Source organism: Burkholderia sp. LAS2 (genome assembly GCF_018417615.1).
In the GTDB taxonomy this organism is placed as follows: Bacteria; Pseudomonadota; Gammaproteobacteria; order Burkholderiales; family Burkholderiaceae; genus Burkholderia; species Burkholderia sola.
On record NZ_CP071053.1, the window covers coordinates 418,905 to 445,100 of the forward strand.

Sequence of the window (26,196 nt, forward strand, 5' to 3'; positions counted from 1 at the left end):
TCAATCTTCATAAAGGCCGACGTGCAGCCGGCAATAACCGCGACGCGTCGATCCTGCGCCGAGAATGGACGTGGCGACGTTGGTACATCGCTTGCCGTCGCCGTCAACGTGTGCACAGCATCGATCGTCCCGCGTTTGCTGGTTCGCAGGCTGCCGCTCGCGCTGCAGCGACTGGTTTCGCTTCGCGCGCACCTGATCCCAATTTTTTCGAAGGCGCGCCGGCGAGCGAATCACGGAACACCAGAATCCGTCGCGCAGTGCCCACGCCCACAGCTTTGCGATTTGCTGTGGGTCGAATCCGTCGGCCAACATGCGGTCAACGTCCGACGCCCACTCACGAAAATCCGGCTCGCGAGCCCCCGGATCGCTGTCGCGAAGCCGCCGAGCCATCCAAGCCGTGAGCGCCGCGCAGCCCTCTTGACGATTTCCCTCTCTGCTTGTACCTTCACCGCCCAGGTATACCGACGACGTTTGAGAGAGAGACGAAGTTTCGTAATATCTGTTTGTTGGGTTGTTAGTTGGAACGTGGTTCCTGTAACTTCCCAGATCGCCCTCGGAATCGCCGACCTCCGGCGAGACACGTGAACTAGGTTCGTCAAACTCGCCCGGATTACCGGAACGTGGTTCCTCAAACTCCCCCGAATTACCGGAACGTTGTTCCGACTCGTCGAAGTCAGCTCCAGCGATATCGAGGTTCAGGTCGTCACGCGCGCGACGCGCAACCTCCTCCGGCACCGTGAGACGATAGTGACCGTGCGCCCACTTCCGCCCGCTCTTTCGCGACTTCCACCGCTTGATCCAGCCTGCCTGCTCTGCCACGCCGAGATGCTTTGACACGGCGCGCGCAGTCAACGTCGCGCGCCCGGCAATTTCATCGATAGACGGCCAGCAAGTGTCGTCGATCGAATTCGCATACTCGGCTATGACGAACAATACGAGCTTGGTCGTACCAGGCAAGTCGCTCGCGGTCATCGCCCGGCGCCAGGTAAATGATGTTGGCACTCCCGCCATTAATACGCCCCTGTAGGTTCTGCAAAATTCTCGAATCTCGCCAATTCATTTCGGAATGCCAATCTCACCGTAGCAAGTGGTCCGTTCCGCTGTTTTGCGATAATTAGTTCCGCGGTACCCCGGTCCGCGCTATCCGGGTTGTACACCTCGTCTCGGTAAATAAACTGAATAACGTCGGCATCCTGTTCGATCGCGCCGGACTCGCGAAGGTCGGACATCATGGGCCGCTTGTTCGGGCGCTGCTCGAGCCCACGATTTAGCTGTGACAGCGCGATCACGGGCGCGTCGAATTCCTTCGCCGTCTTTTTCAACTCGCGCGAAATTTGCGATACCTCGCTTGTGCGGTTTTCACCTGATCCGCCATCCCCCGACATCAGCTGTAGGTAGTCGACGATGATCAGGCCAAGTTTTCCGACGACGCGCTGCAGGCGACGGAGCTTTGCCTTGAACTGCAACGGCGTGACGGACGAGCTGTCGAGCACGTACACCGGAGCGTCAACGAGGATCTGTGTTCCATGCGTCAGCCTCGACCAGTCATCATCACGCAAACTCGCAGTTCGCAGCTTGTGCTGATTGATCCGCGACGTTCCGGCAAGCATCCGCGTCGCCAGCTGGTCGTCAGGCATTTCCAACGACAGCACCGCAACGGGCATGCGCAACACGACCGCAACATGTTCCGCAATGTTCATGGCGTACGAGGTCTTTCCCATTGACGGGCGACCGGCGACGACGATCAGCTCGCCGCCATGCATTCCGTCGGTATGGCGGTCAAGATCGACAAAGCCCGTTGCCGTCCCACCGATTTGTGCAGCGCCACCGGCGTGATAACGATCGTCGATCCGCTGAATTACGGACGTCAGAGCAGCCGAGATTGGCCGAAACTCGTCATCGGCCGCGCTGCTCGTATCCGCGATTTTTAGCAGTTCGCCCTGCGCGAGGTCCAACAGTTCAAGAGGGGATTTGCCGCCGGGCTTCAACACGGCATTTCGCAGCCGCTCGGACACGCGCAGCATCCGCCGAGAAATCGAGCGGTTGCGCACAATCTCAGCGTAATGGCGAACACCCGCTGCACTAGGTGTTGCGTGAACCAGATCAGTCAAGAACGCGAGGGGCTGATCAACCTTCGCATCGACGGAATGCAAACGCTCGAATACCGTGACGGCATCTGCGCGCGCGCCACGCTGAATTAATTCACAGATCGCTTTGAACACTAACGCGTGCTCGCCGATCGTAAAATCAGCTTCGGAGACGATGCCCGCAATTTCCTCAAGCGCGCCGTTATCGAGCAATAATGCGCCGAGGATGCTTTGCTCGGCTTCGGGCGCCGACGTACGGGCGTGCGCATCCAATGGGTCGTGTGCGCCCATCAGGAGAACCTCCGGGAATAGGTCAATTACGCGCCGCGGCGACGGCGGCGGCTCTGCGCGGAACGTCGGGCGATTGCGATCGTCTGTTCGATCTGGCGTTGCGCCGCGCGCCCGGCCTGCTCGATGGCCTCGGCTTCTCGCGGCTCGATCACCCCATCTTCAGCGGCGCGCCGGACCTCTTCGGCCAGGCCGCCCGCTTTCGTACTTACCGTAAGCGCGGAATCGACAAGCGCACGGACGCAATCCGACTCAGCATCGGCGACCGTTTCCGTTGCGACGAGCCCGAACCGAGCGTTGAACGCGTACACAGCATCGAGCGCATGCGGTTGCTTCTTTTCGAGCATCCATTCGACTAGCAGCTCGAACATTTCGCCTGTAATACGCGCCCCCTCAACCTCCCGCAACCGCAACCGCAGATGCTCGCCGGAAATCCGCGTGCCTCTCCGCTCGGTAAGAAAGCGGGCAGCGTCTTCGACTTTCCCGGGCGTGTTTGATACGGACGTATACAGGACGTCAATCCATGCGGTTTGACTGTAATGGTGAGCCACATTTACCCCTTGAATTTCACCGTTTTTCATACTGTTAACGTGCTCGCGTTTCCGAGAAAATTGCTCCATCGCCAAACGGAGCATCACCATGAAAACGCAAAAATTCAGAATTCAGCACGCAACAGCGACCCCGAAGCCACAACTCAAACGACACATGCGCGACGCGATCCGGCGCACCTTGAGCGACGCGAAGGCCTCGCGCTCGTTTGCCGCTTTCATGCGGCAGGTGTGCGACGCGACCGCGATCGAATGCCAGCGCGCTGACGCGACATGCTCCCGTCTGCACCATTCCGCTCCGGGCGATCGAGCGGCCCCAGGCCAACAAGGACGTCCGGTCGCGCAACAGTAATGAACTGCATCCTCGGCTTCGGGATGCCATTCCGGCGCCACTGAGACACGGCCGCGTCGTCAATCTCGAAGAGATCAGCGACAACCCCGGTCCCGCCCAATCGATCAATGATTTCGCTCGCACACGCGATGCGCAGGTCGTTTTCCATGGGCGCAATTTAAGCACACTTAATTTCAAAAGTGAAGTGCTCTTATCTGGCAAGGTTTAGCCTGCTGAAATGAACGACCTAGACACCTTCGTAGGACGACTCCGGTATGCCAAGACGCTTCGCGAGGCAGAACTGGGGGCGTCGATCGACGACAAGGAAATCGCCGCCAAGGCCGGAGTTTCCCCGTCAGCTGTCTCGCAATGGACGAGCGGCAAAGTGAACGTTGAGAATTTGAAGGCCGCGCCGGTGTTCCGCGTTGCGCGCTTCCTGCGCGTGCGCGCCGACTGGCTTTGGGATAAGCGCGGGCCGATGAAGGACGCCCAGGACGACCTGCCGCACGAAGCGCAGGCGCTCTATGCCGATCTAAAAAAAGCGATTGCCCTGGGCATGGGCGAGCTCGCGGTCACCGCCGTGCACGCGCCCTTAAAGGCGGTGCTGGCTATGCATGAGAGAGCTCGCGGTGATCTGCTCGACTTGAATGCGCCGACGCCACCAGACGACTCAGATTCCAATCGAAAACCGCCGCGCACCTAAACACTCCTACGCGGTCATGCCTTGCCGCGTAGCCCTTGACGGGCATCCCTAGCAACTCGACGTCCCAGTCATATTCGGGCGTCTCGTGCGCCCCCATTACCCGCACCACCAAACCGATGTGCGCCTTGTTGGCGCACCGGCTAATCACGGCCAGATCCCCCGGATTGATACGGCCCTCGCTCATCTGTTCGCCCAAATTCATCGACGCGCACCCTCAGTCTTTTTCTACAAAACGCTTTCGGTACTGTATGGATATCCAGTATGCACGCAGTCTAGATTGCCCGTCAACTTAAGCACACTAAATTTTCTTTGCGCTCTGAAATTAAGTGTGCTTAAATTCGTCTCCACGCGGCCCTTTCGCTGCGCATCCAACGAGGCGAATTTCGATGCTTACCATCCTGTTCCGACGCAGCGAATTCACGTGGCTTAAATCACGTGCGCTGCAGGCGCGCGACTGGCACCCGCTCGCCGCGCTCGTCGTGCTTTACCTGATCGCCAGCGCGGTCGCCCCCACATTCAGCGTTTGAGGTGCGCGATGAATAACAAACCGCGCTCCGCACGTCAGCTTGAAGCTGCGATTTTCGACTGCATCAAAGACTCGGCCGAAACCGCCAAGAAATACAACCCGGACAGCTCCGCGCCCGATCGCCGCACCGCAGATTTCGTCGTGTGCCTTTGCGGTGCGCTCGAGGCACGCGGATATCTCGAACTCGCAAAGGCAATCGCGACCGGCAGCGGCAAGGAACACCTGTACCGAGCGGAGGGCGCATGAACAAGCTCATGCCCCTCTGGAAAATCGTTCTGCTCTGGCTCGCGGTAGGTATCGGTTGCGTCGCATGGACGTACAGCGACGAAGCACCGGACACGCCGAGCGAAAGCACCTACAGCGCGTGAGTCGGCCATGCAGAAAGATCACCTGCCAACCCATCTGCTGCGCGTCGAGTGGCAAATGCTGCACATGACGGGCGACTTCGAAACCGCAATCCAGCGCGCCAGCGTGCGGGACGCGCTCGAATCGTCTGCGCGAGCACGAGAAGCGCGCGAACGACGACGCGCAGCTGCACGTGTGGACATCAAACGGCTGCAGGCCGGCGACGCGGAGGACTGATCGATGCCGCGCTGCCACGTTCGCTGCACGCACTGCGCCGCGCGCCGCTGCCTGCGGCGTCATCCCGATCGCTACACACGCCTACCGGCGTGCCGCACGTGCAACCGCCGGAAATATCGCGTCGACCACTGGATGAATCGCCGCAACACGACGCGGATGCGCTGCGACTGCGCCGGCTACTGGTTCCCGCATCGGCGCAGCTCCCTTTATTGCTGGCATCGGGCTGACGGCTCGAACCGCTATCCCGGCGATCCAGATTTCTCCGATCGCAATTACGACGGCCTCGCGGCCTGACTTCAACTGAGAGGTAATCGCATGTCCCTGTTCACGTCACTGCACGAGCTCGCGCGCACCACGAGCATCAACATCCTGATCACGGCCGAAGGCGACGAAAACCTGCGCGTCAACGTCACGCCGCTGCCGAACGCCAAAGGCAAGAAGGAACTCTGGCCGCTGTCGCTGGTTGCAACGCCCCAAGAACTCGACGCCGAATTCGCAGCTGCGGTCGAGGCGTACGAGCCCGGCGCGCTGTCGCTGCTCGACCAGGCGCGCGCGTGCGCCGCCGCGAACAAATCCGACGCAGCGCCCGCGCTTCCGACGCCGAACGCTGGTGACGCCGCTGGCGCAACCGGGAAGCGCGGCCGCGGTCGTCCGCCGAAGGCCGCGAAGGCTGACGACGCCAACAACCCGCCCTCGGGCGACGATGCAAATGCCGGCGCGACAGACCCGCGCCAGTTGCGCATCGACGATGCAGGCCAACCGAGCGAGGGCGGCGAGACGCCGGCCGCGGAAACGCCGGCCCCCGCCGATCCTGCGAGCGCGCCGCAATCAACCGACGCTGGTGTCGACCTGTACTGATCGGAGACAACGACATGCATATCGAAACGCTCGCTCGCGAGTTCTCGTACAACGGCGCCAAGCTCGCCGACCCGGCGCCGACGTTCACGCTCCAGCAGATTCGCGACTTCTATTCGCAGACCTATCCAGAACTGACGAACGCCGAGATCGAGGGCCCGGTCGTCAAAGGCAATCGCAACGTCTATACGTTCCGCCGCGCCGTCGGCACGAAGGGAACAGATATGGCAACGCGCGACATTTCCGCGATGGTCGACGCGATCATCAACGGCACGACACGCCCGCCGCATCCGATCTTTTCCTACCTGCTGGACGTCGAGCGATTCGCGCGCGCGCACGCATGCCCGCTGCTCGACGAAGAAGTCGTGTTCATCAATGCGCTGCACGCGCGCTACTGCCCGCAACCGAAATGACGCTCCGCGAACTTCGAAAGCGCTTGCGCACCGACACACTGAATCAGGGCCAGCGCCTGCCGACCGCGATCGGCAAGTATGACGCGCCGCTCGCGCGCAGCGTGGCGCGCGCAGCCTCAACCAACCACGGCACGACTGAACGCCTGCGCCTGCCGTCGACACAGGCCCCGCTGCTGCCATGATCGCCGCACCGCTCACCCTGCCCCGCATCGCGCTTGACGTGCCGACGCGCTATACGATCGGCGACGACGCCGATTTCATGCGCCGGCTATCGCTGGCATTGCTTCGCGGCCGACAGCTCAGCGAAGCCGATGCCGCGTCGCTCGACGACTCGTCGACTGAAACCGATTTGGCGTTGAATGCGATGCCGCGCATATGGAAAGAAATCACCAGCGAAATTGGGTTGTTTGACTGGAGCCTCGCGATCTCCGACGCGAGCAACATGCCCGACACCGCACTCGTGCGCATCACCACGGCCGAAGGAGCTGGAAGCGGTCCGATCAGATTCATTGGCTCGGGCATTCGACGCCTCGAATCGATTCAACCAGGCCTCGGACAAACCGTGCTTGCGGTTCTATACGAGGCGTGTCACCACTATTTGCCGTCCGTGTGCACGCCACCTGAAGCAATGAGCCTGGCCGAATACATGTACTGGCACAGCAACAAAGATGAGGTTGCCGCGCTCTCAGAACTTCGCGACATGAATACCGCACCGGGCGACCCGTGGCTGCCCGATCAGGAGTTCCTCGACCACATCGACGTTCCTCGGCGCGCCGAGTTTTTCGCGAGCGCGCCCGCTTGGGCAATAACGCCCAAGCGCGTACTTGATGCATCCGAGGTGCGTCGGTACTACGACACAAATCTCATCGCATGGGCCGTCATTGACGCGTGCGACGCGATCCACCGGACGATCACCACCGGCGGCCCGTTTGCCCGCGTCGACCTGAAGGATACGAGCGAATACTGCCTGGACTATTCACTGATCCTCGCCTGGGATCAGGGCGACGGCCTGGGACGCATTCTTGACGATTTCTGGCAAGGCGAAATGCAGTGCGGCGACCCTGAATCGTGCGCAGCACTCCACATTTCTACGAATGGCCGCGCCCTCGGAACGTGGCTCGATCGCATGCGCAATTCCGCGACGCTGGCCAAGGCCGTTTCGAATTTGGTCATGCTGATCTCGACGCCCGATGGATCGGATATCGACGGTGAACCCGTCAAGGTACAGGTGCGCGTATGAGCCGCGTTGATGTTTATGGAAACGGCGACGTGTCGCTCGATCTTCACTCCGCCCTGCTGATTTACAAGAACGTGCACGAAAGCCACGTCTACGTCACGAAGCACTCGGCCCGCGTGATCGACGGCGTGCCGACGCTGATGGCCGGCACACCGATCACACGCTCGCAATTGGCCGAATTCGTCGCCGCCGCGTCGAAGCAGCTCGGGCATGAAGGGTTCATTCACGAGCGGGTGATTTTTACTGCACCCGGCGTCGTCGCCTGGTGGACGCCGGCCGCGCAGCGTCAGGTCTGGTTCTCAGCGAGCCCACCAATCGGCGAGCGCTCAGCGGTCGCGCACCACCCCGCACTGTTGTTCGTTGCCCGGGGAGAAGCACGCTATGTATTCGCGCTCGCAGGGAACTGTAGGCCGACGCCTGACACGCAGGTCTATCAAGCGCCCTACTTCAATGTGAGCGTGGGCGGCCAGATTTGCACCGGCAACGTCGACATTGCAGCCAACCCCACGCCGGCAGAAATCGAACGATACGAAGCCGACGAATTTTTTCGCAGCAGGTTCACGCACCCGAACGCCACGAAGCTGATCAACGGAGGCAGCGGCGCCGACCTCTGGGTCGAGCTGCTAGACGGCGCCGAATTTCCCACCGAGCGGCTCGTCAGCAGCGAAATGACCGTCGCCGCCGCCATTAAAAAAATCACGCAACGGAGTTAATCGTCATGAGCAAAATCGAAACCATCAAAGCCGAATTCGAAACCACCACTGGCGCCGTACTCGAGCAGCTCGGCAAGGCGTTGTCGACGTTCACGCGCGCCGTCGCCGACGAAGTTATCGCCGGCCAGCACCGCGCGATCGCCGCGCGGGCCGACGACGAGAACATCGCACTCGACAATGCGCTGTTCGATAGCGCGCCGGTCGCGGCCGTACCGCGTCATGCTGAGTTCGCGCCGCTGCTCGACGTCGGCCACCGCTTCCTGCTCGCTGCCGAAGGTCTGTTCATCGAGATTCGCCGCCCGTGGCTGCACCTGATTCAACCAGTCGCGCCGCTCGAGGGCTCCTGCCCGCGTCCGCCGTACGGCTCGCTCGACGCGAAAATTGAATTCGCGTTCGGGCGCATCAGCGCCGCCGAGCCGCTCCTTCGCCGGTTCGCAACCGACGCCGCTGGCGCTGCGCCGAACGAGCATGCCGCATGGATCGTCTGGAACGAGACGAGCAAGGAACTGGTGTACCGCGAAGTCGAAGTGACCAGCGCTACGCCGACCGAGATCACCATCAATCGCCCGACCCTCGCCGACGACGAGAGCCTCGCGATCGACCTTCACAGCCACGGCACCGGCCCGGCAGGCTTTAGCGCAACCGACGACGCAGACGATGCCGGCGAAGTGAAGATTGCCGGCGTGATCGGTGGCGTTGGCACGGCCAATCCGAGCGTTGCGTTTCGCCTGTGCGCACTCGGCAAGATGATCGCGCTGCGCGTTCCGGTACAGGCATTTTTCCCGTCGACGGAGAAAGCCGCGTGAATCAACTCGACATGCTCGAACTCGCCGCGCGCGCCGCAGGGTGGGAAGCGAAGCGCCACACGGTCCGCGACTGCACCGCGATTCACGTCAGACCGAACGCAACCGCCGCCTGGCGCGCGTTCGATTCGATCGGCTCGCGCGCCGACGCGTTCGAGCTTTCGGCCGCGGCCCGCATCGACGTGACGCACTTCGCTGACTACGTGACCGCGCACGCCGGCGCAGGTGCGTTCCGCCACTTCACCCACGACGACATCGATGCGCGGCATGACGTCTTCGCGCAGCAGGTGGAGCGCGAGCGTGCGACGCGCCGCGCGATCACCGAATGCGCCGCGCTGATCGGGCGCGACGTCGGTGCGCCCTGGTGGAGGACGGTATGACGTATCACACGACACCGGCCCGCTTTCTCAGCGACCGGCGCGTTACGGTTGCACTGGTCGGATGCGGCGGCACAGGCTCGCAGATGCTGACGGGGCTCGCGCGCCTCAATCATGCGCTCGTCGAGCTCGGCCATCCCGGCCTGCACGTTACCGCGTTCGACGCCGACACGATCAGTAGCGCGAACGTCGGTCGGCAGATGTTCAGCCCCGCCGACGTCGGCCTGCACAAAAGCGTCGTACTCGTTCATCGGATCAACGCATTTTTCGGGATCGACTGGTGCGGTCGCCCCGTGCACGCCGGCCCGGACGAGCTTGTGCGCGGCGCGCCCGCCCTCACGATCATGTGCGTGGACAGCGCGGCAGCTCGCGCCAAGCTCGAGCCGTCCCTGCGTGCATCGAATTGCTACGTGATGGACCTCGGCAACCGAGCGAGCGACGCCCAGGTGCTGTTCGGCGCGCACAAAAAGGTGACGGGCAACACAAAGACTGCCGCTGATAGCACGCCGCTGCGCTGGCCGTACGACGTGCTTCCCGAACTGATCGACACGTCGATTCCCGAAGACGACACGCCGAGTTGCAGCCTCGCTGAAGCGCTCGAGCGGCAGGAGTTGTTCATCAACCAGGCTGTCGTCACGCAGGGGCTCGCGATCCTGTGGGAATTTTTCCGGCATGCGCGCCTGACCTGGTGCGGCGCGTTCATCAACCTGAAGACAGGCCAAGTGCGGCCGCTGCCTATCGCAAAATCGGAGAGCGCTAAGTGAGCTTCGAATACATCCGCAAACATTACGGCGTGCCGGCCGAGCGCGGCCGGCAGGTGAAATGCTACGGCGAGCGCGGCGTGATCGTGAATGCCGACGGCCACTATCTCTGCGTCGTGATCGATGGCGATAAGAGCGAAGAAGAGCGCCGCTATCACCCCGTTGATCAAGTCGAATACGGCGAGCTCGTTGACGCGCCGGTACTGCGCGAATGGCGTTGCCTCCCGCCGTGGCGCGACGAATCCGAATACGAAGCCTGGTTCACGGTGACTGCGAGCACCCGCAGCAAGGCCAGATACAAGGCATTTCGCGATTTGCTCGACGTCTGCGACATGACCGGCAAGGACATGATTCGGATTCGCGTCCGCGCCAGCCGGAGGCTGCAGCCGGGCCACGCCGTATCCGTACCACCCTCGCATGACCCGGACTTGCCGTTCTAACAAAAGGAGCATGACCATGACAACCGACAAGAACCGCGCTGATGCGCTGACGGACGACAAGCGGCAAGCGCTCGGCGAAGCGCTGACAGAGTATTTTGCTGCATTGGATCGCGGAATCGGAAGCGACACGCCCGACCAAATTCTGAGCCTGTTCGACTATCACGACTCGCGTAACGTGGACGACTTAATCGACCGCGCGATCGTTCCGACCATCGCCGCATCCGATGTCGATCAGCCTACACCGATCACCGCACAAACCGCACTCGCCGCGATCGAGACGTTCGAAATCGTCGAAGATAGCAACTGGTCGCGCAAGCCGAATAGTGAGGATCTCTTCGTCCTTCGAGAGTTCATCGCGCACCTGTTCGGCGGTTACACCGTCGAGGTACCCGCAACAGCGCAGATCAATGAGCCGAGCGCGAAGGACCGCATCACCGTGAACGGCGACTCGCTCACCCTGTCCGGAGCGCAGCTGCTCGAAGCACTCGACCTCATTGCGCCGGATCGTGATCGCGACCAGCTCGAGACCGAACTGACGTTCCAGCGCGGCGACGGACACTCCGGCAACGGCATGTACTGCTGGCTCACCGAGTGCCCGGGAGAAGGCGCGCTCTTCATCGACGGTTCGACCGCAATCCCGGTCGAGCAGCCCGCACCAGCCCCGCACGACTCACGATTCACGCATCCCGGCTGCGAAGTGTGCGCGTGTCCACCGGATGTTTGCCAAGCCGAAAGCGCATCTGATCACGCGAGCACGGCGTGACATCGCTCGCTACAACAAAGAGAAACAAGAATGAAACCGATCTATCTCGACTTGCCTGCAGTCGCGACCGCTCTCTCGTTGTCGGAAGCGACCGTTCAGAAACTGGTGCGCGAGAGCAAATTTCCGAAGCCGCGCCTGCTCTCCGATCGCCGCGTAGCTTGGCTGACGCGCGAAGTGGAAGCCTGGGCAGAAGCGTGCCCGGAATCGGACCTCGCGCCTCCGCCCAATACGGGCCACGGCAACCGACGTCGGCGCGCTATTTCTTCGGATATTTCAGCGCGAGCTCGTCAAGAAACTGCCCGAGGCGCGTGAGCCACTCACGTCGTTCGCGGTCGTAATGGTGACGGTTATACACACCGGCCACACCGGGTTGAATATGACCGAGCACCGCCTCTGCCACATCGTGCGGGCATCCGAGCGCGGCAAGCATTGTTCGGGCCGTGCGGCGCAAGTCATGCGGCGACCAGTGTGTAACAGGAAGCCGAGGCCGATTGTGACTTGGCGCCTGCTTACAGTACGGCTGATGATAGTAAATGCCGTGCGAAATAACAGTCTGCTTCATCATCTCGCCGGTCGACGTCGGGAACAGAAAGCCGTTCACGGCCTGGTCCTTGCGTCGACGGACGACGGCTTCGGCTCGACCAACGAGCGGCACCCGCAAATCCCCGGCTTTCGCGCGCCACGAATTCTTCGTCTTTTCCTTCGGCACAGTCCACCAGAGGCCGTCCGACTCGTCGGCGATTTCGTGCGACTCCATAGAAATGATTTCGCCGCCGCGGGCGCCCGTCCACAGATACAACGTGATCGCGTCCGAAACCGTTAGGCTCATATTTGGCAGCCAGCGGAGCAGCGTGCCGACCTCATCCTCGCTCAATACCCGCTTTTTTGTGCCCATGGCGATGCCGTCGATCGTGCGCCCCTTGCTGCGAAGCTTGCCGCGCAGGATCATTCGCCACCAGTTCGGCGTGCCATCAGGCAACCTCCCAGCGTCCATCGCATAGTCCCACGCTCCGCCCAGCTCCATGCGGAGCCGCGCAGCGAGCGCCGGCGTGGCACGATACGAATCCAAGAATTCGAACGCCTGAGCACGAGTTATCGACGCGGCCGGAACGTTCTCGATCGGGCCGAGCATCGCCTTGAACATCCGCCTAACCTCGATTACGCCCTTGCCCTTGCGGTTCGGCTCCAGATAGCCGCCCATATAGTCGAAACACACCTGCTTGACGGTGTATGCGTCGACGGCGCGCGAATGGGCAACCGCGGCGCGTTTCTCGCGCTTTGCAGCAGCGGGATCGGCCCCAGCATCACGCGCCGCTCGCTTTTGCTCCCATTCAGAAATCGCCGCAGGGAAACCCATAGCCGGCCACTCGCCGAGCTTCACCTGGCGCATTCGGTCGTCAATGGGGGACTTGTATCGGTAGATCCAGGAACGACGGCTCTCGCTGGCCTGGAAGCGGAGGCCCGGGAATCCGTCAAAGGTCATGTGTTGTCCCGCAGGCAGCTTGCTCGCGGTGCGCGCATCGAATCTCATCAGCGGTCGGCGTAGGTTTTTGTTGTGGGCCGAGACCGCAGCGTAGCTTTTCGGTCTGGCGTAGGAAAATGTTACGCCAGAGTGCCAAGTTTTCGCCTATTTCGTCAAGTGCAGACAAGCCACCTGACAAACGCAACTTTCGGCTCAAACCCTTTACCAGAAAGACTTCTAGGTGTGGAAACTAGATGGGGCAAGGGGCTCCGCAGAGCCCCTTGTTTTCGTTACTCGTTTTCTTCGAAGTAATGCCCGAACTTCGTCTGCTTCGTGCGGATATAACGTTCGTTTTCCTCGCGCACGGGCACCGCGAGCGCCACGCGCTCGCAGACGGGAATACCGTGCTTCACGAGCGTATCGAACTTCTTCGGATTGTTGCTCATCAGCCGCACCGACGTCACGCCTAGGATCCGCAGGATCGCAGCGGCCGAGTCGTATTCGCGGGCGTCATCGGGCAGCCCGAGATCGAGGTTCGCCTCGACGGTGTCGCGCCCCTGCTCCTGCAGCGCGTACGCGCGGATCTTGTTGCTCAGGCCGATGCCGCGGCCTTCATGGCCGCGCAGATACAGCAGCACGCCGCGGTCTTCGGCCGCGATGTAACGCAACGCGAGATCGAGTTGCTCGCCGCAATCGCAGCGGTACGAGCCGAACACGTCACCGGTCAGGCATTCGGAATGCAGCCGGGTCAGCACGGACTGCTCGCCCGTCACGTCGCCCATCACGAGCGCGAGATGTTCGGCATCGCTGCCCGATACGCGAAACGCGTATGACGTGAACGTACCGTAGCGCGTGGGCAGCGACGCGGTGGCGACGAGCGTCACGCACTCGTCGGCCTGGCCATTGCCCGGCGTGGGCGATTGGGGACGCGAAGACATCATGAATTCAATCGAAACTTCAGGAATGTAGGAGTTATGTGGATGGTGCGTGACGGGAGTTTACCGCTAATCTGGAAACGTCACGCGACTGCCGCCGCCCGCCCGGCTATACTGGGCTCACCGGGTGACGCGCATCACGCCCCGACTGCCCTGCATCGACTGCACACGGAGAAAGCGAATGAGCACGACTGTCGCGCAGATTCTCAAGGCCAAGCCGGATTCGGGCCGCACCATCTACACCGTCACGAAGACCGATCTCGTCTACGACGCCATCAAGCTGATGGCGGAAAAGGGCATCGGCGCACTGCTGGTCGTCGACGGCGACGACATTGCGGGCATCGTCACCGAGCGCGATTACGCGCGCAAGATCGTCCTGCAGGACCGTTCGTCGAAAGCCACCCGCGTCGAGGAAATCATGACGGCGAAGGTGCGCTACGTCGAACCGTCGCAATCCACCGACGAGTGCATGGCGCTGATGACCGAGCACCGGATGCGCCACCTGCCCGTGCTCGACGGCGGCAAGCTGGTCGGCCTGATCTCGATCGGCGACCTCGTGAAGAGCGTGATTGCCGATCAGCAGTTCACGATCAGCCAGCTCGAACACTACATCCACGGCACGCCCAACGTCACGTCCGCCTGATCCGCCCAGCAAAAAAGGCCCAAACGCATCAGCGTCTGGGCGGAAAGCCGCCGGCATGCGGCGACGGAGGTTCTGCTCCTGCGGACGAACGACGCGCGCGACCGGCGCGCGTCTCGTCAATTCAGCGGTGCGCTCGGGCAGACCGGGGGATGTTCAATCAATTACCGAAGTAGACCGAATTCACGGGATTCGGCGCTTCCCGCGTCACGCGGCGGCCGCCTTGCGCGGCGCCCGTTGCCACGGCGCCGTAGCCGCTCGTATCGGCTTGCGCGAGCATCGGCTGGTTCGGCTGAATGCGCTGCTCGGCAACCTGGATGTCGCTCGGATATTGCGAATCGCTCGCCACCGGCTTGTAGCCGTTCTGCTCGAGTTGCACGAGTTCGGCCTTGACCTCCGCGCGGGTCAACCCCTGCTCGGATTGCGCGAACGATGCGATCGGAGCGGCAAGGACGGATGCGGCGATGGCTGCGTAGATGATCGACTTCATGATTTACCTCCGGAATATGTTCTGTTTTGACGTCGCCTCGGCAGGACTGTCTGAAGCGATTGAATCCAGTGTAGTGCTCGCCACCCCAAGGGGAAACCCTTAGTTTGAACATACAGCGTTGCGTTTTTGGAAAAGATCGCCCACTGTTTCGGAACAGGGCCGCTCCAACTTGCCTCACCTGCACAACAATCGCTGACGAAACGCCGACAGTCAGATCACATGCCCGGAAGGTTGTGTTGTAGAATCGTAAGGTTTTATTCGCCAGTCGATATTCCATCCACCATGTACGCGCTCACGTCCCTTTCGGTTTCGCCGTCCGGCCCGGCCGGCGTGTGCGCGCGCGCCAGCCAGCCGGCGCATCCCCTCGCTCGACGCACGGCCCAGGCGCCGCTCGCCCCTGCCCGGCGCCTGATCTGACCGCACGGTCTCCACCCGGAGCCAGGTTAGACAGGCTCCGGGCGATCCTCATAGGCACGCCACGCCTGCCCCTGCCGATCATTTGGAGAACCACCATGAAACAACGCCTTTACCAGTTGACCGAACTCGACGTCGCCCGCCTCGAAAAGCACGCCGAGCACAACCCGCGCTTCCAGACCATGCTCGACACGCTGCTCGAACGCGCGGATATCGTCCAGCCCGACGCCATCAAGGCGAACGTCGTCACGATGAACTCGCAAATCACGCTGCTCGACGAAGCAACTCAGGAACAGGCCACGTGGACGATCGTTTATCCGGACGCCGCCAACCTCGAACGCGGGCGCCTGAACGTGTTCTCGCCCGTCGGCATGGCGCTGCTGGGCACGCAGCGCGGCCAGATGGTCAAGGTAATGCAGCCCAGCGGCGCCGAAAAGCTGATGAAGGTCGCCGCGATCGTGTTCCAGCCGGAAGCCAACGGCGAATACACGCGCTGAGCTAACGGCCGGCCAGCGCCCCGCCATACGCGCGCAGAACGACAAAAGCGAGGCACGGGCCTCGCTTTTTTGCATCCAGACGATCCGGATTATCGTCATCGCCTTCCGCATACAAAAAAAAGGCGCCCGAAGGCGCCTTTTCGATGCTGCGGAGCGGGTTACCCCGCCCGTCACGCTTAGAAGCGGTGACGCAGACCAACCGTTGCTGCGGTTTGGTTGATCGACGAGCTCGGCAGGTTGTTGTTGAAGCTGTCGCCGTTGTAGATCGACGCGCCGATGCCGTTCTTCGCTGCACGCTGGTACACAGCTTGTGCGTAGACGTCCGTGCGCTTCGACAGTGCGTAATCAGCTTGCAGGCCGAACTGGTTCCAGTGCGTGCTGCCGTTGTTGATCTTCGCGTTCGTGTACGTGTAAGCAGCACCCAGGCCGAGAGCCGGCGTCAGGTTGTACTTCGCGTTGACTTCGTAGTTGTCGGTGCGCAGCGTGCCTGCAGCAACTGCGTTGTTGTCGAGACGTGCTTGCGTCCATGCAGCGCCGACTTGTGCCGGGCCGAATGCGTAGCCAGCAGCAGCACCGTACGTGCGGACGCGGCCTTGGTTAGCGATGCCACCGATCGCCGACGACGTCGCGCCGTTTGCGTTCGTGCCGTCACCCAGGTTCGCTTGCGAGTATGCAGCAGCCAGCTTCAGACCTTGGAACTGGTATGCAGCACCTGCGCTGTACGCACGGTTGTTGCCGAAGTTCGTGTTGTTCGAGAACGAGTACGTGCCGCCGAATTGCAGGCCAGCGTAGTTCGCGCTCGTGAACTTGATCGTGTTGTTCTGTGCGACGTCACCGTTCGTGCTCAGACGGTCGAGGTTCAGCGGGTGCGCGAAGTACGTGCCGCCCCACGAGCCCGTTGCCGTCAGCGGTGCCAGGTAGTCTTGCGTTGCGTCATACTGCTTACCCAGCGTGACCGTGCCGTACTGGCTCGACAGGCCGACGAAAGCCTGGCGGTTGAACATGCCGCCGTTGCCGTTCGCGAAGCGGCCGTTACCGATGTTGAAGCCGCTTTCCAACGTGAAGATTGCCTTCAGGCCGCCACCCAGGTCTTCCGAGCCACGCAGGCCGAAACGGCTCTGGTCAATGCCCGAACCCATCGCCCAACGCGACTTGCCAGCTTGGCCGAGTGCCGGCTGGACGTTGCTCGTGTAGGTGATGCCTGCGTCCAGCACGCCGTACAGCGTGACGCTGCTTTGCGCGTGAGCGACGGTAGCGAACGATGCTGCAGCTGCTGCAACGATCAGAGTCTTGTTCATTCGTGGAGCTCCCTTCTAAAAAGAGGCAGGTCTCGCGACCTTGTTCATAAACGGTCTGCAACCGCCCGGGAGCGCCATCGGTCCTGCTGGCGGCGCCCGGATAGTTGCCCGTTTGGGAACCGTGAGTTTAGGGGTGTACCCTAGGGGAGCGATCCGCAAATAAAGAAATAAGCTTTTCCAGAACTAGAAATAATGAAAGTGGGGACGCGTCATAAGTATTTGTTTTAACGTTTGTTTTTGACTTCTTGACGAGCCCTTTTTGGAGGCTTTCATCGCACCATTCTTACATGTCATCGTCTTGACGGTTGCATAGAAACAACAAACGGATTCGGTTCGGCACTCCAAAATCGGTAATTGTTACCCAAATCAATCTCAAATATTGGCCGATCTGCCTCCGAAACGTCCCGCCGACCCGTCAACAGCGGGCGGCGCCAGTGCCACGGCGAGATCCCGTCGGCCGGCAGAAAGGGAAGGCGGCTCGCGCCTGCCGTGACACTCGGTAACAGCCTTGACCGCCCGCGTAACCCGGCGGGCCTGACGGCAGGCTAATGTAAGGCGGTCTTGGATACAGAACGGGAACCGCCATGAATCGACGCTCGCTGCTGCGCGCCATCGGATTGACCGCAGCCTTCGCCGGCACCGGCTGGCTGCGTGCCGCCTCGGCCCAGCCCGCCCCGCCCGCGTACCGGCCATCCGGCCCGCACCGCGTTCCCGGCGGGCCGCCGTATGCGGATCGCCCCGGCTTCGCACCCCCGGCGGCACGCCACGACCGTCGCCCGCCGCCGCCACGGCCGCACGGCTATATATGGACGGACGGCTACTGGCGCTGGCAGCATGGCCGCTATATATGGGTGTCCGGCCGCTGGGTCGCACGGCGCCCCGGACGTCGCTGGATGCCCGGCTACTGGCGCCGGCAGGGGCCGGTGTGGGTCTACGTCGACGGTTCGTGGCGGTAAGCAGCGGTCCGGCTCCCCGGTCGATGAAGGTCCGGAGCCGGACCGTGCGCGAGAGCCGGCGCCGTCCGCGCCACGGAATCGTGCGCTACGGCAGCCGCGCTACGGTCAACCTATCGTCTGGCCGCCATTCGGCGACATCATTCGAATAACGAAATCATGCCGTGGCGATGCGAATGCATCCGGCCATGCTCGCCGCCCGCGCACTCGTCTGCCGCTTACCGCCCGCCAACGGACCGATGCGTGCACCGCGCTCAGCGCCCCCTTCCAGCTCGCGCGCACGACGGCACGCCGCGCAGATCGCGCGATGATGTCCGTGGGCCCAGCGGATCGTCGCCGCGGGCAGGCTAACGTACGTGCGAGCCGCCTACGACAACATTGCCGCTCGCGCACCCGGCCGCGTGCGGCCATACGCGACCATCATCGCGAAGCTGAGCAGGAAACCCGCGCCGCCGATCAGCAGCAGCCCCGTCTCGCCGAATACGGGTAGCAGGTTCGTCAGCGCGCCCGTCACGACCCACGCGACCGCCATCACCGAGCCCGCGACGCCGAGCGCCCAGCCTTGCCGATCGTCGCCGACCGCGTCGGAAAACGCCGTATACATCGTCGTGTACGCAACCATGTCGAAGCAGCCGACGACCATCGCGAGCGCCCACAGCATCGGTTCGTGCGGAAACAACGCGGACAGGATCTGGCCAAGCCCGGCGACGAGCAGGCCCGTCTTCGCGATATCGATCACGCGCCACACGCGCAGCATCAGTCGCACGACGCACAGCAGGCCGAACACGAAGCAGATGCCGATCACGCCGCTGAACAGCCCGAGCCGCGCGCTCGTATAGCCGAACTTCGCCTGCAACAGCAGCATGATGGTCTGCAGGTAGAGCCCGTAGCCCACTTGCATCAAGAAGAACACCATCGACAGGAACGCGACGTTGCGCTGGCGCGCCGCCTCCCCGATGATCCGCAGCGGCAGCAGCGGATCGATGCGCGTATCGCCGCGCGGCGCGGCGGAATCGCGATACGACGCCCAGGTCCAGCACGCGCAGATCAGCGACAGCGCGGCGACCAGCACGAACGGCGTGCCGTAGTCGAACAGCGGCGAGATCGTCCGGTCGGACGTGACGCCGCCGAGCACCGGGCCGACGATCACGCCTGCGCTGAACGCGAGCGACATGATGCTCATGTTGTACGCCTTCGTGTCGGGCGTGCTGAGATCGGTGATGGCCGCCTGCGCGATGCCCTGGCAGCCGGCCATCAGGCCGGTGAGCCCGCGGCCCGCCAGCAGCAGCGCGATGCTCGCGTGCCACGCGCCGGCCGCCAGCATCGCGTAGCCGGCCGCGAGACCGAGCACGCACAGCAGCAGGATCCGGCGGCGGCCGTAGCGGTCGGACAGTTCGCCCATCAGCGACGAGCCGAAGAACATGCACAGCGGGTAGATCCCGTAGCCGAGGCCGAGATAGAAATTGCGCGCATGCGCGCCGGTGTCGGCCGGCAGGATGCCCGCGTGCGGATCGCTGAAGATCGCGGACATCATCGGATAAACGAGCCCGAATCCCATCGCGTCGAGCGCGATGGCGAGCAGGCAGGGGCCGAGCAGTGTGTAGTCGAGCCGGGACATGGCGACCTTCCGGACAGAGTGGATGATCGCCCCAGCGTAATGATCGCGCGGCGGCCGCGGTAGGCAGCCGGCCGCGATGCTAAGCATCGGCTCGTGCGATACCCTGGACGGCCCGCGCCGAGGGATCGCCGTCCATGCCGTGCGGCCGCTACGCGACGCTCAGCGGCTCGCGCTGAAATCGTCGGCGCGCGACCACGCACGGCGCGCCGTCGTGCATGAACACGCTGGCGAGCAGCCCGAACGACGCCGCACGCCGTCCGCATGCGGCGCTCTCGTTCGACTGGATAACACGAAGCGATTTATTGCGACCATGGTCCACGCGGCGCGGCCGATGCGATGTCAGTGCGCCGCCTCGGCCGTCGACGCGCGGCATGCGATCAGGCCGCGTTGCACGGCCGGCCGCGCGGCGATATTGGCAAGCCAGCGCTCGACGTGCGGGAAACCGGCAATGTCGAGATCGAGCTCGGCCGCCGTGCGCAGCCACGGAAACGCCGCAATATCGGCGATCGAATACCGCGACGACGCGAGATACGCCGATTCCGACAAGCGGCCGTTCACGACCCCGTAGAGACGCAGCGCCTCCTTCCGGTAGCGGTCGATCGCTTCCGCATTGCCCGTCTTCGATGCGCGCAGGAACCACCACAGCTGGCCAAGCATCGGCCCGATCCCGCCGATCTGGAAATGCAGCCATTGCTGGACCGCCGTGCGCTCGGCCAGCGTTTCGGGCTGCAGGCAACCCGTCTTCGCGGCGAGATAGCTGAGGATCGCGCCGGATTCGAATACGGCGAGCCCCGTGTCGTGGTCGACGATGGCCGGGATCTTGCCGTTCGGATTGATCGCGAGATACGCCGGGCTGCGCTGCTCGCCGGCGGACAGGTTCACCTGCACGCGATCGTGGGCAAGCCCGGCCTCTTCGAGGTAGATCGCGATCTTGTGTCCGTTCGGCGTGTCGGCCGTATAGAACGTGAGAGCGTGCGTCGAGGTCATGTCGGTCCTTGTCATCGGGTTATCGTTGCAACTACAATCGTTGCAATTGCAATCCTATGCCGAAAACGACGGCGTTGGGACATGCCAGTACTCGAAGGAGGGACATGCGGACTGTGCGACCCGGTGCGCCCGCGCGGCGCACGGCCGCTCGGTACGCCGGATACCGCTACTTCGCGTCGGCTGCCGCGTCGCGGGCCGCAGCGGTCGCACGATCGAGCGCGGCGGCCATCGCCGCCCGCTCCTTGCCGGTGAACTGGTCGAGAAAAAGCTCGGCGACCGTCGACTGGTACACCTTCCACATCTTTTTGCGCAGCGTCCGCCCCTTGTCGGTGATGCTCGCGAACGCGGCACGGCCGTCGTCCGCCGAACGCGTGCGCGTCACGAGCCCCTCCTGTTCGAGTCGGTCGACGAGCCGCGTCAGGTTGTAGCGCTCGATCGCGAGCACGTCGGCCAGTTCGTGCATGCGGCGCGTACCGTCGGGGCCGCTTTCGAGCCCCCACAGCGCGTCGTACCACGCATACGCAGGCAGGCGGGCCGCCGCGAGGCGACGCTCGATCTCGCGGATCATCGTCCGGTGCGCGCGGACGAACGAGAACCACAGATCGGGTTCGGTTGCGTTCATGTCAGGTCTTTCCTCTCGCTTGATTGCAGTTGCAATTAAATTTTACCGCGAGAACGACGGCCCTTTCATGCGCCTGCAATCGCCTAGGCGTTGCCCACCGATCGGCAAGGCAAGCGTTTCGTCGCGCGACGCGGCGCCACGACCGCCGCGCCGCACTGCTCGCATTACTTCCCCGACCGAGCGAGCGGGCCTTGTGGGCCCTGGCCCATGCCCGCCGGCCAGCCGCCCGCGAGCGCCTTGTACAGCGCGACCGTCGACGCCGCGCTGCGCATCCGCCCGTCGGCCGCCGCATCCTGCGCCTGCAGCAGCGTCCGCTGCGCGTCGAGCACTTCGTAGTAGTCGATTGCGCCGGCGGAGAAGCGAGCCTGCGCGAGCTGTGCGGCACGCGCGCTGTCGTCGGCCGCGCGCACGAGGTGCGCGGTCTCGTCACGCGTTCGGGCAACACGCAGCAACGCGTTCTCGCTTTCCTCGAGCGCGCCGAGCACGGTCTGCCGGTACTGCGCAAGCTGGCCGGCCGCTTCCGCGTCGCTCGCGGCGATCCGCGCACGCACGCGGCCGACGTCGAGGAACGACCAGTCGATGCCGAGCGCGATCAGGTTCGTGTCGCTGCCCGCGCGAAAGAACCCGTAGCTGCTCGTCGCGCTGCCGAGCAGCCCGGACAGCGTGAAGCGCGGAAACAGGTCGGCGGTCGCTACGCCGACGCGCGCGGTCGCCGCATGCAGCCGCGCCTCGGCGGCCGCGACATCGGGACGGCGGCGCAGCAGGTCGCCCGGCGTGCCGGGATCGATGTCGACGGCAAGCGCCGGCAACGGCACCGGCGCGGCCGTCTTCGGCCAGTCGAACCGGCCGATCAACGCATCCGGCGTCCGCCCGGTCAGCACCGCGAGCCGATGCTCGTCGACGCCGATCGCGGCTTCGTACACGGCGATCCGCGATGTCGTCGATTCGTACTGCGCGCGTGCTCGCGCCGCATCGAGCTCCGAGCCGCGTCCCGCGCCGACGCGCGCATTGATCAGCGCGAGCGTCTGCTTCTGGTTGTCGGCGTTCTCGCGGGCGATCCGCAACCGCTCCTGCGAGCCGCGCAGGTCGACATACGTGCTCGCGACCTCGCCCGCGATCGCGACGCGCACCGCACGCACGTCGGCCGCGCTGGCCGCCGTCTCCGCGCGCTGCGACTCGATCGAGCGGCGCACGCGGCCGAACAGGTCGAGTTCCCACGCGGCATTGATGCCGACGCTCGATATCGGCGTATCGCGCTGGCTGCGCGGCGCGCCGAACGCCTGGTCCTTGCTCGTCAGCCGATGGCCGATCTGACCGCTCGCGGTGAGCGTCGGATAGCGGTCGAACGTCGCCTGTGACAGCAACGCGTTAGACGCGTCGTAGCGCGATACGGCGACCTGCAAGTCCTGGTTCGCCGCGAGCGCCGCATCGATCAACTGCGTGAGCGCCGGGTCGCCGAAGCCGTGCCAGAACGTGGCATCGGCCGCCGCCGATGCATCGGGCGGTATACCGGGCTGTGCATCGGCCGGCGCCGCGTCGCGCTGCGTCGCCGGGTGAGCATCGCGCACGAACCGCGCGGCGGTGGCCGTTTCAGGCCGTTTGAAATCGGGGCCCACCGCGCAGGCGGCCAGCGTCACCGACATCGCGAGCGCGGAAAGACGGAAAGCGGCGCTCATCGGTTTTCTCCTTCGAGGGTGCCGTGCTGTTCGCTCCAGACGGCCGGCGTGCCGCCCGCGAGCTTGCGGATCGCCACGTAGAACACGGGTGTCAGGAACAGCCCGAACAGCGTGACGCCCAGCATCCCGGCGAACACGGTGACGCCGGTGGCCGCCCGCACCTCGCTGCCCGCGCCGCTGCCGATCAGCAGCGGCACCGAGCCCGCGATGAACGCGACGGACGTCATCACGATCGGACGCAGTCGCAGCTTGCACGCTTCGAGCGCCGCTTCGACCGCTCCCTTGCCCTGGATCTCGAGCTCGCGTGCGAATTCGACGATCAGGATCGCGTTCTTGCACGCCAACCCCATCAGCACGACGAGTCCGACCTGCACGAACACGTTGTTGTCGCCGCCGGACAGCCACACGCCGAACAGCGCCGCGCACATGCACACGGGTACGATCAGGATCACCGCGAGCGGCAGCGTCCAGCTCTCGTACAGCGACGCGAGCACCAGAAACACCAGCATCACGGCGAGCGGGAACACGACGATCGCCGCGTTGCTCTGCGTGACCTGCTGATAGCTGAGGTCGGTCCATTCGAGCGTGATGCCCGGCGGCAGCACGTCCTTCGCGATCTGCTGCAGCTTCGCGATCGCCTGCGACGACGACATCGTCTTCGGATCGGCGTCGCCGATCAGGTCGGCGGCCGGATAGCCGTTGTAGCGGACGACCGGGTCGGGTCCGTACGCGGGCCCGACCGTCACCATCGAGCCGATCGGCACCATCTCGCCCTTCGCGTTGCGCGTGCGCAGGTTCGCGATGTCGGCGGCCGTCTGCCGGTGGCCGGCATCCGCTTGCGCCATCACGCGATACACGCGGCCGAACACGTTGAAGTCGTTCACGTACATCGAGCCGAGATACACCTGCAACGTATTGAACAGATCGGTCAGCGCAACGCCCTGCGCCTTCGCCTTCAGCCGGTCGACCTTCACCTCGAGCTGCGGGATGTTCGCCTGGTACGAGCTGACGGGATAGCTCATCCCCGGCGTCTTCGCGACCGCGGCCTGGAACGCGGCGAGCGCCTTCTGCAATTCGCCGTAGCCGAGCCCGCCGCGATCCTCGAGATACAGCGAGTAGCCCGAACCGTTGCCGAGACCCTGGATCGGAGGCGGCATCAGCGCATAGGTGATGCCGCCATCGATCGCCGCGAAGCGCGCGTTCAGATCCGCGTTGATCTGCGCGGCGCGGCGATGGCGCTGGTCGAACGGCTTCAGGATCACGTACGAGTTCGTGATGTTCGGCGTGTTGACGCCCTGCAGCGCATTCAACCCGGCAAAGGCCGGCACCATCTCGACGCCGTCGGTGCCGAGCGCGATCTTCGTCATCTGCTCGGTCACCGCGCTGGTGCGCGCGAGCGACGCGCCTTCCGGCAACTTCGCGCCCGCGAACAGGTACAGCTTGTCCTGCACCGGGATGAAACCGCCGGGCACCGCGTTGAACAGCAGCGCGGTCGCCGCGAGCAGCGCCGCATAGACCGCGAATACCACGCCGCGCCGCTTCAGCGTGCGACCGACGACGCCGTGATAGCGATCGGCGCTGCGCTCGAAGAAACGGTTGAATGGATGGAACAGCCAGCCGAACGCGCGATCGAGCGCGCGCGTCAACGCATCCTTCGGCGCGCCGTGCGGACGCAGCAGCTTCGCGGCAAGCGCGGGCGACAGCGTCAGCGAGTTGATCGCGGAGATCACCGTCGAGATCGCGATCGTCACCGCGAACTGCTTGTAGAACTGGCCGGTGACGCCCGACATGAACGCCATCGGCACGAACACCGCGCACAGCACGAGCGCGATCGCGACGATCGGCCCCGACACCTCGCGCATCGCCTGATGCGCGGCATCGCGCGGGCTCAGGCCCCGTGCGATGTTGCGCTCGACGTTTTCGACGACAACGATCGCATCGTCGACGACGATCCCGATCGCGAGCACGAGCCCGAACAGCGTCAACGTGTTGATCGAGTAGCCGAGCAGGTACAGCCATGCGAACGTGCCGACCACCGACACCGGCACCGCGACGAGCGGAATGATCGACGCGCGCCACGTCTGCAGGAACAGGATCACGACGAGCACGACCAGCACGACGGCCTCGATCAGCGTGTGCTGCACCGCGCGGATCGATTCGCGCACGAACACGGTCGGGTCCCACACGGGCCGATACGCGACGCCCGGCGGGAAGCGCTTCGACAGCTCGTCGAGCTTCGCATACACGGCTTTCGCGACGTCGAGCGCGTTCGCGCCCGGCGACAGGAAGATGCCGACCACGGCCGAATGCCTGTCGTTGAAATACGAGCGAAGCGTGTAGTCGCCCGCGCCGAGCTCGATGCGCGCGACGTCGGACAGCTTCACGACCTGGCCGTCGTCGCCGTTGCGCAGCACGATGTCGCTGAATTCCTGCACCGTGCGCAGCCGGCCGCGCACGTTGATCGACACGAGGAAGTCGTTCTTCTTCGGCGACGGCTCCGCGCCCAGCTGGCCGGCCGACACCTGCACGTTCTGCTCGCGCACGGCCGCGATCACGTCGCTCGCGGTGAGCCCGCGCGACGCAAGTCGATTCGGGTCGAGCCACAGCCGCATCGCGTAGTCGCCGGAGCCGTACACGCCGACGTCGCCGATGCCGGTCAGGCGCGACAACTCGTCCTTCACGTGCAGCGTCAGGTAATTGCGCAGATACAGCGAATCGCGGCTGTTGTCCGGCGAGTAGAGACTCACGTACATCAGCGGCGTGGGCGACTGCTTCTGCGTGGTCACGCCGTACTGGCGCACCTCGTCGGGCAGGCGCGACAGCGCCTGGCTCACGCGGTTCTGCACGCGCACGGCGGCCGTATCGGGATCGACACCCTGCAGGAACGTGACGACGACCTGCAGGCTGCCGTCCGAACCGGCGACCGACTTCATGTACATGATGCCTTCGACGCCGTTGATCGCCTCTTCCAGCGGTTCGGCGACCGATTCGGCGATTTCCTTCGGGTTCGCGCCCGGATACGTCGCGCGCACGACGACGCTCGGCGGCACGACCTCCGGATATTCGCCGGCCGGCAGCATCGGAATCGAGATCAGGCCGAGCGCGAAGATGACGATCGACAGCACGACCGCGAAGATCGGCCGGTCGATGAAGAATCGGGAGAAATCCATCACGTGG

General features: G+C 63.8%; 32 protein-coding genes. 20 read left to right on the forward strand and 12 right to left on the reverse strand.

The window, feature by feature from the left end; translation table 11 throughout:
* From JYG37_RS22250 to JYG37_RS22260, 3 genes are read right to left on the reverse strand one after another with little or no spacing between them, the layout of a single operon-like run.
* Positions 1 to 972 (reverse strand): helix-turn-helix domain-containing protein, encoded by a 972-nt coding sequence (locus tag JYG37_RS22250; RefSeq protein WP_160300493.1) that lies wholly within the window; start codon positions 970 to 972, stop codon positions 1 to 3.
* Positions 973 to 1,010: 38 nt separating this feature from the next.
* Entirely contained in the window at positions 1,011 to 2,378 is a 1,368-nt protein-coding gene (gene dnaB / locus JYG37_RS22255) for a replicative DNA helicase (protein ID WP_085538313.1), read from the reverse strand.
* A 26-nt stretch (positions 2,379 to 2,404) separates the two neighbouring features.
* Positions 2,405 to 2,956, reverse strand: a complete 552-nt coding sequence (locus tag JYG37_RS22260; RefSeq protein WP_050012102.1) for a phage regulatory CII family protein — start codon at positions 2,954 to 2,956, stop codon at positions 2,405 to 2,407.
* 58 nt (positions 2,957 to 3,014) lie between these two features.
* Here JYG37_RS22260 and JYG37_RS22265 point away from each other — a divergent pair, with 58 nt between their 5' ends.
* From JYG37_RS22265 to JYG37_RS22340, 17 genes are all read left to right on the forward strand, one after another.
* Complete coding sequence (locus JYG37_RS22265; protein WP_213346435.1) at positions 3,015 to 3,275, forward strand: hypothetical protein; 261 nt, start codon at positions 3,015 to 3,017, stop codon at positions 3,273 to 3,275.
* Between the two features lie 217 nt (positions 3,276 to 3,492).
* Positions 3,493 to 3,957, forward strand: a complete 465-nt coding sequence (locus tag JYG37_RS22270; RefSeq protein WP_050011972.1) for a helix-turn-helix domain-containing protein — start codon at positions 3,493 to 3,495, stop codon at positions 3,955 to 3,957.
* A 386-nt stretch (positions 3,958 to 4,343) separates the two neighbouring features.
* The gene (locus JYG37_RS22275; protein WP_162838114.1) at positions 4,344 to 4,484 is read left to right on the forward strand and encodes a hypothetical protein; all 141 of its coding nucleotides are present in this window, start codon (positions 4,344 to 4,346) and stop codon (positions 4,482 to 4,484) included.
* Between the two features lie 8 nt (positions 4,485 to 4,492).
* Positions 4,493 to 4,729: a hypothetical protein gene (locus JYG37_RS22280; protein ID WP_085538311.1), complete on the forward strand. Its 237-nt coding sequence runs from the start codon at positions 4,493 to 4,495 to the stop codon at positions 4,727 to 4,729.
* Positions 4,726 to 4,851 (forward strand): hypothetical protein, encoded by a 126-nt coding sequence (locus JYG37_RS35025; RefSeq protein WP_265183409.1) that lies wholly within the window; start codon positions 4,726 to 4,728, stop codon positions 4,849 to 4,851. The genes JYG37_RS22280 and JYG37_RS35025 overlap by 4 nt, the downstream gene beginning before the upstream one ends.
* Before the next feature lie 55 nt (positions 4,852 to 4,906).
* Positions 4,907 to 5,065 (forward strand): hypothetical protein, encoded by a 159-nt coding sequence (locus JYG37_RS22285; protein ID WP_235356153.1) that lies wholly within the window; start codon positions 4,907 to 4,909, stop codon positions 5,063 to 5,065.
* Positions 5,066 to 5,380: 315 nt separating this feature from the next.
* The gene (locus tag JYG37_RS22290) at positions 5,381 to 5,923 is read left to right on the forward strand and encodes a PRTRC system protein E (protein WP_249746070.1); all 543 of its coding nucleotides are present in this window, start codon (positions 5,381 to 5,383) and stop codon (positions 5,921 to 5,923) included.
* Positions 5,924 to 5,937: 14 nt separating this feature from the next.
* Positions 5,938 to 6,333 (forward strand): PRTRC system protein C, encoded by a 396-nt coding sequence (locus tag JYG37_RS35085; protein WP_213346436.1) that lies wholly within the window; start codon positions 5,938 to 5,940, stop codon positions 6,331 to 6,333.
* Complete coding sequence (locus JYG37_RS22300) at positions 6,330 to 6,515, forward strand: hypothetical protein (RefSeq protein WP_050011977.1); 186 nt, start codon at positions 6,330 to 6,332, stop codon at positions 6,513 to 6,515. Before JYG37_RS35085 ends, JYG37_RS22300 begins: the two co-directional genes overlap by 4 nt.
* On the forward strand, positions 6,512 to 7,573 hold the full coding sequence (locus tag JYG37_RS22305) for a PRTRC system protein F (protein ID WP_213346438.1): 1,062 nt from the start codon (positions 6,512 to 6,514) through the stop codon (positions 7,571 to 7,573). The genes JYG37_RS22300 and JYG37_RS22305 overlap by 4 nt, the downstream gene beginning before the upstream one ends.
* Positions 7,570 to 8,283 carry a PRTRC system protein B gene (locus JYG37_RS22310; protein WP_213346439.1) on the forward strand — a complete coding sequence of 238 codons (714 nt, stop codon included), beginning with the start codon at positions 7,570 to 7,572 and terminating at the stop codon, positions 8,281 to 8,283. Before JYG37_RS22305 ends, JYG37_RS22310 begins: the two co-directional genes overlap by 4 nt.
* A gap of 5 nt (positions 8,284 to 8,288) precedes the next feature.
* The gene (locus tag JYG37_RS22315) at positions 8,289 to 9,089 is read left to right on the forward strand and encodes a PRTRC system protein A (protein WP_235356154.1); all 801 of its coding nucleotides are present in this window, start codon (positions 8,289 to 8,291) and stop codon (positions 9,087 to 9,089) included.
* A gap of 11 nt (positions 9,090 to 9,100) precedes the next feature.
* The gene (locus JYG37_RS22320; RefSeq protein WP_150123294.1) at positions 9,101 to 9,466 is read left to right on the forward strand and encodes a hypothetical protein; all 366 of its coding nucleotides are present in this window, start codon (positions 9,101 to 9,103) and stop codon (positions 9,464 to 9,466) included.
* Positions 9,463 to 10,227 carry a PRTRC system ThiF family protein gene (locus JYG37_RS22325; RefSeq protein WP_249746071.1) on the forward strand — a complete coding sequence of 255 codons (765 nt, stop codon included), beginning with the start codon at positions 9,463 to 9,465 and terminating at the stop codon, positions 10,225 to 10,227. Before JYG37_RS22320 ends, JYG37_RS22325 begins: the two co-directional genes overlap by 4 nt.
* Positions 10,224 to 10,664 (forward strand): hypothetical protein, encoded by a 441-nt coding sequence (locus tag JYG37_RS22330; protein ID WP_213346440.1) that lies wholly within the window; start codon positions 10,224 to 10,226, stop codon positions 10,662 to 10,664. Before JYG37_RS22325 ends, JYG37_RS22330 begins: the two co-directional genes overlap by 4 nt.
* Positions 10,665 to 10,680: 16 nt before the next feature.
* A complete protein-coding gene (locus JYG37_RS22335; RefSeq protein WP_213346442.1) occupies positions 10,681 to 11,427 on the forward strand; it encodes a hypothetical protein in 747 nt (248 codons plus the stop codon).
* A 30-nt stretch (positions 11,428 to 11,457) separates the two neighbouring features.
* Positions 11,458 to 11,739, forward strand: a complete 282-nt coding sequence (locus JYG37_RS22340; protein WP_080334155.1) for a helix-turn-helix transcriptional regulator — start codon at positions 11,458 to 11,460, stop codon at positions 11,737 to 11,739.
* Here the strand turns inward: JYG37_RS22340 and JYG37_RS22345 are convergent.
* On the reverse strand, positions 11,684 to 12,958 hold the full coding sequence (locus JYG37_RS22345; protein ID WP_213346444.1) for a tyrosine-type recombinase/integrase: 1,275 nt from the start codon (positions 12,956 to 12,958) through the stop codon (positions 11,684 to 11,686). The genes JYG37_RS22340 and JYG37_RS22345 overlap by 56 nt on opposite strands.
* A gap of 221 nt (positions 12,959 to 13,179) precedes the next feature.
* Complete coding sequence (gene ribA / locus JYG37_RS22350; protein WP_006480964.1) at positions 13,180 to 13,830, reverse strand: GTP cyclohydrolase II; 651 nt, start codon at positions 13,828 to 13,830, stop codon at positions 13,180 to 13,182.
* 175 nt (positions 13,831 to 14,005) lie between these two features.
* Between ribA and JYG37_RS22355 the strand changes: the two genes are divergently transcribed.
* A complete protein-coding gene (locus JYG37_RS22355; protein WP_050011984.1) occupies positions 14,006 to 14,467 on the forward strand; it encodes a CBS domain-containing protein in 462 nt (153 codons plus the stop codon).
* A 157-nt stretch (positions 14,468 to 14,624) separates the two neighbouring features.
* Here JYG37_RS22355 and JYG37_RS22360 read toward each other — a convergent pair whose 3' ends face one another.
* Entirely contained in the window at positions 14,625 to 14,954 is a 330-nt protein-coding gene (locus JYG37_RS22360; protein WP_050011985.1) for a DUF4148 domain-containing protein, read from the reverse strand.
* A 512-nt stretch (positions 14,955 to 15,466) separates the two neighbouring features.
* Here JYG37_RS22360 and JYG37_RS22365 point away from each other — a divergent pair.
* The gene (locus tag JYG37_RS22365) at positions 15,467 to 15,865 is read left to right on the forward strand and encodes a GreA/GreB family elongation factor (protein ID WP_050011986.1); all 399 of its coding nucleotides are present in this window, start codon (positions 15,467 to 15,469) and stop codon (positions 15,863 to 15,865) included.
* A 176-nt stretch (positions 15,866 to 16,041) separates the two neighbouring features.
* Here JYG37_RS22365 and JYG37_RS22370 read toward each other — a convergent pair whose 3' ends face one another.
* The gene (locus JYG37_RS22370; protein WP_050011987.1) at positions 16,042 to 17,163 is read right to left on the reverse strand and encodes a porin; all 1,122 of its coding nucleotides are present in this window, start codon (positions 17,161 to 17,163) and stop codon (positions 16,042 to 16,044) included.
* A 584-nt stretch (positions 17,164 to 17,747) separates the two neighbouring features.
* Between JYG37_RS22370 and JYG37_RS22375 the strand changes: the two genes are divergently transcribed.
* Positions 17,748 to 18,119: a YXWGXW repeat-containing protein gene (locus JYG37_RS22375; protein WP_050011988.1), complete on the forward strand. Its 372-nt coding sequence runs from the start codon at positions 17,748 to 17,750 to the stop codon at positions 18,117 to 18,119.
* Between the two features lie 364 nt (positions 18,120 to 18,483).
* On the opposite strand, the gene JYG37_RS22380 is transcribed toward JYG37_RS22375, so the two are convergent.
* From JYG37_RS22380 to JYG37_RS22400, 5 genes are all read right to left on the reverse strand, one after another.
* Positions 18,484 to 19,734 carry an MFS transporter gene (locus tag JYG37_RS22380; RefSeq protein WP_213346446.1) on the reverse strand — a complete coding sequence of 417 codons (1,251 nt, stop codon included), beginning with the start codon at positions 19,732 to 19,734 and terminating at the stop codon, positions 18,484 to 18,486.
* 339 nt (positions 19,735 to 20,073) lie between these two features.
* Entirely contained in the window at positions 20,074 to 20,721 is a 648-nt protein-coding gene (locus JYG37_RS22385; RefSeq protein ID WP_089489502.1) for a glutathione S-transferase family protein, read from the reverse strand.
* A 166-nt stretch (positions 20,722 to 20,887) separates the two neighbouring features.
* Positions 20,888 to 21,343, reverse strand: a complete 456-nt coding sequence (locus tag JYG37_RS22390) for a MarR family winged helix-turn-helix transcriptional regulator (protein WP_050011992.1) — start codon at positions 21,341 to 21,343, stop codon at positions 20,888 to 20,890.
* 164 nt (positions 21,344 to 21,507) lie between these two features.
* Positions 21,508 to 23,019, reverse strand: a complete 1,512-nt coding sequence (locus tag JYG37_RS22395) for an efflux transporter outer membrane subunit (protein WP_213346448.1) — start codon at positions 23,017 to 23,019, stop codon at positions 21,508 to 21,510.
* On the reverse strand, positions 23,016 to 26,189 hold the full coding sequence (locus JYG37_RS22400; RefSeq protein WP_213346449.1) for an efflux RND transporter permease subunit: 3,174 nt from the start codon (positions 26,187 to 26,189) through the stop codon (positions 23,016 to 23,018). Before JYG37_RS22400 ends, JYG37_RS22395 begins: the two co-directional genes overlap by 4 nt.
* Positions 26,190 to 26,196 lie beyond the last annotated feature (7 nt).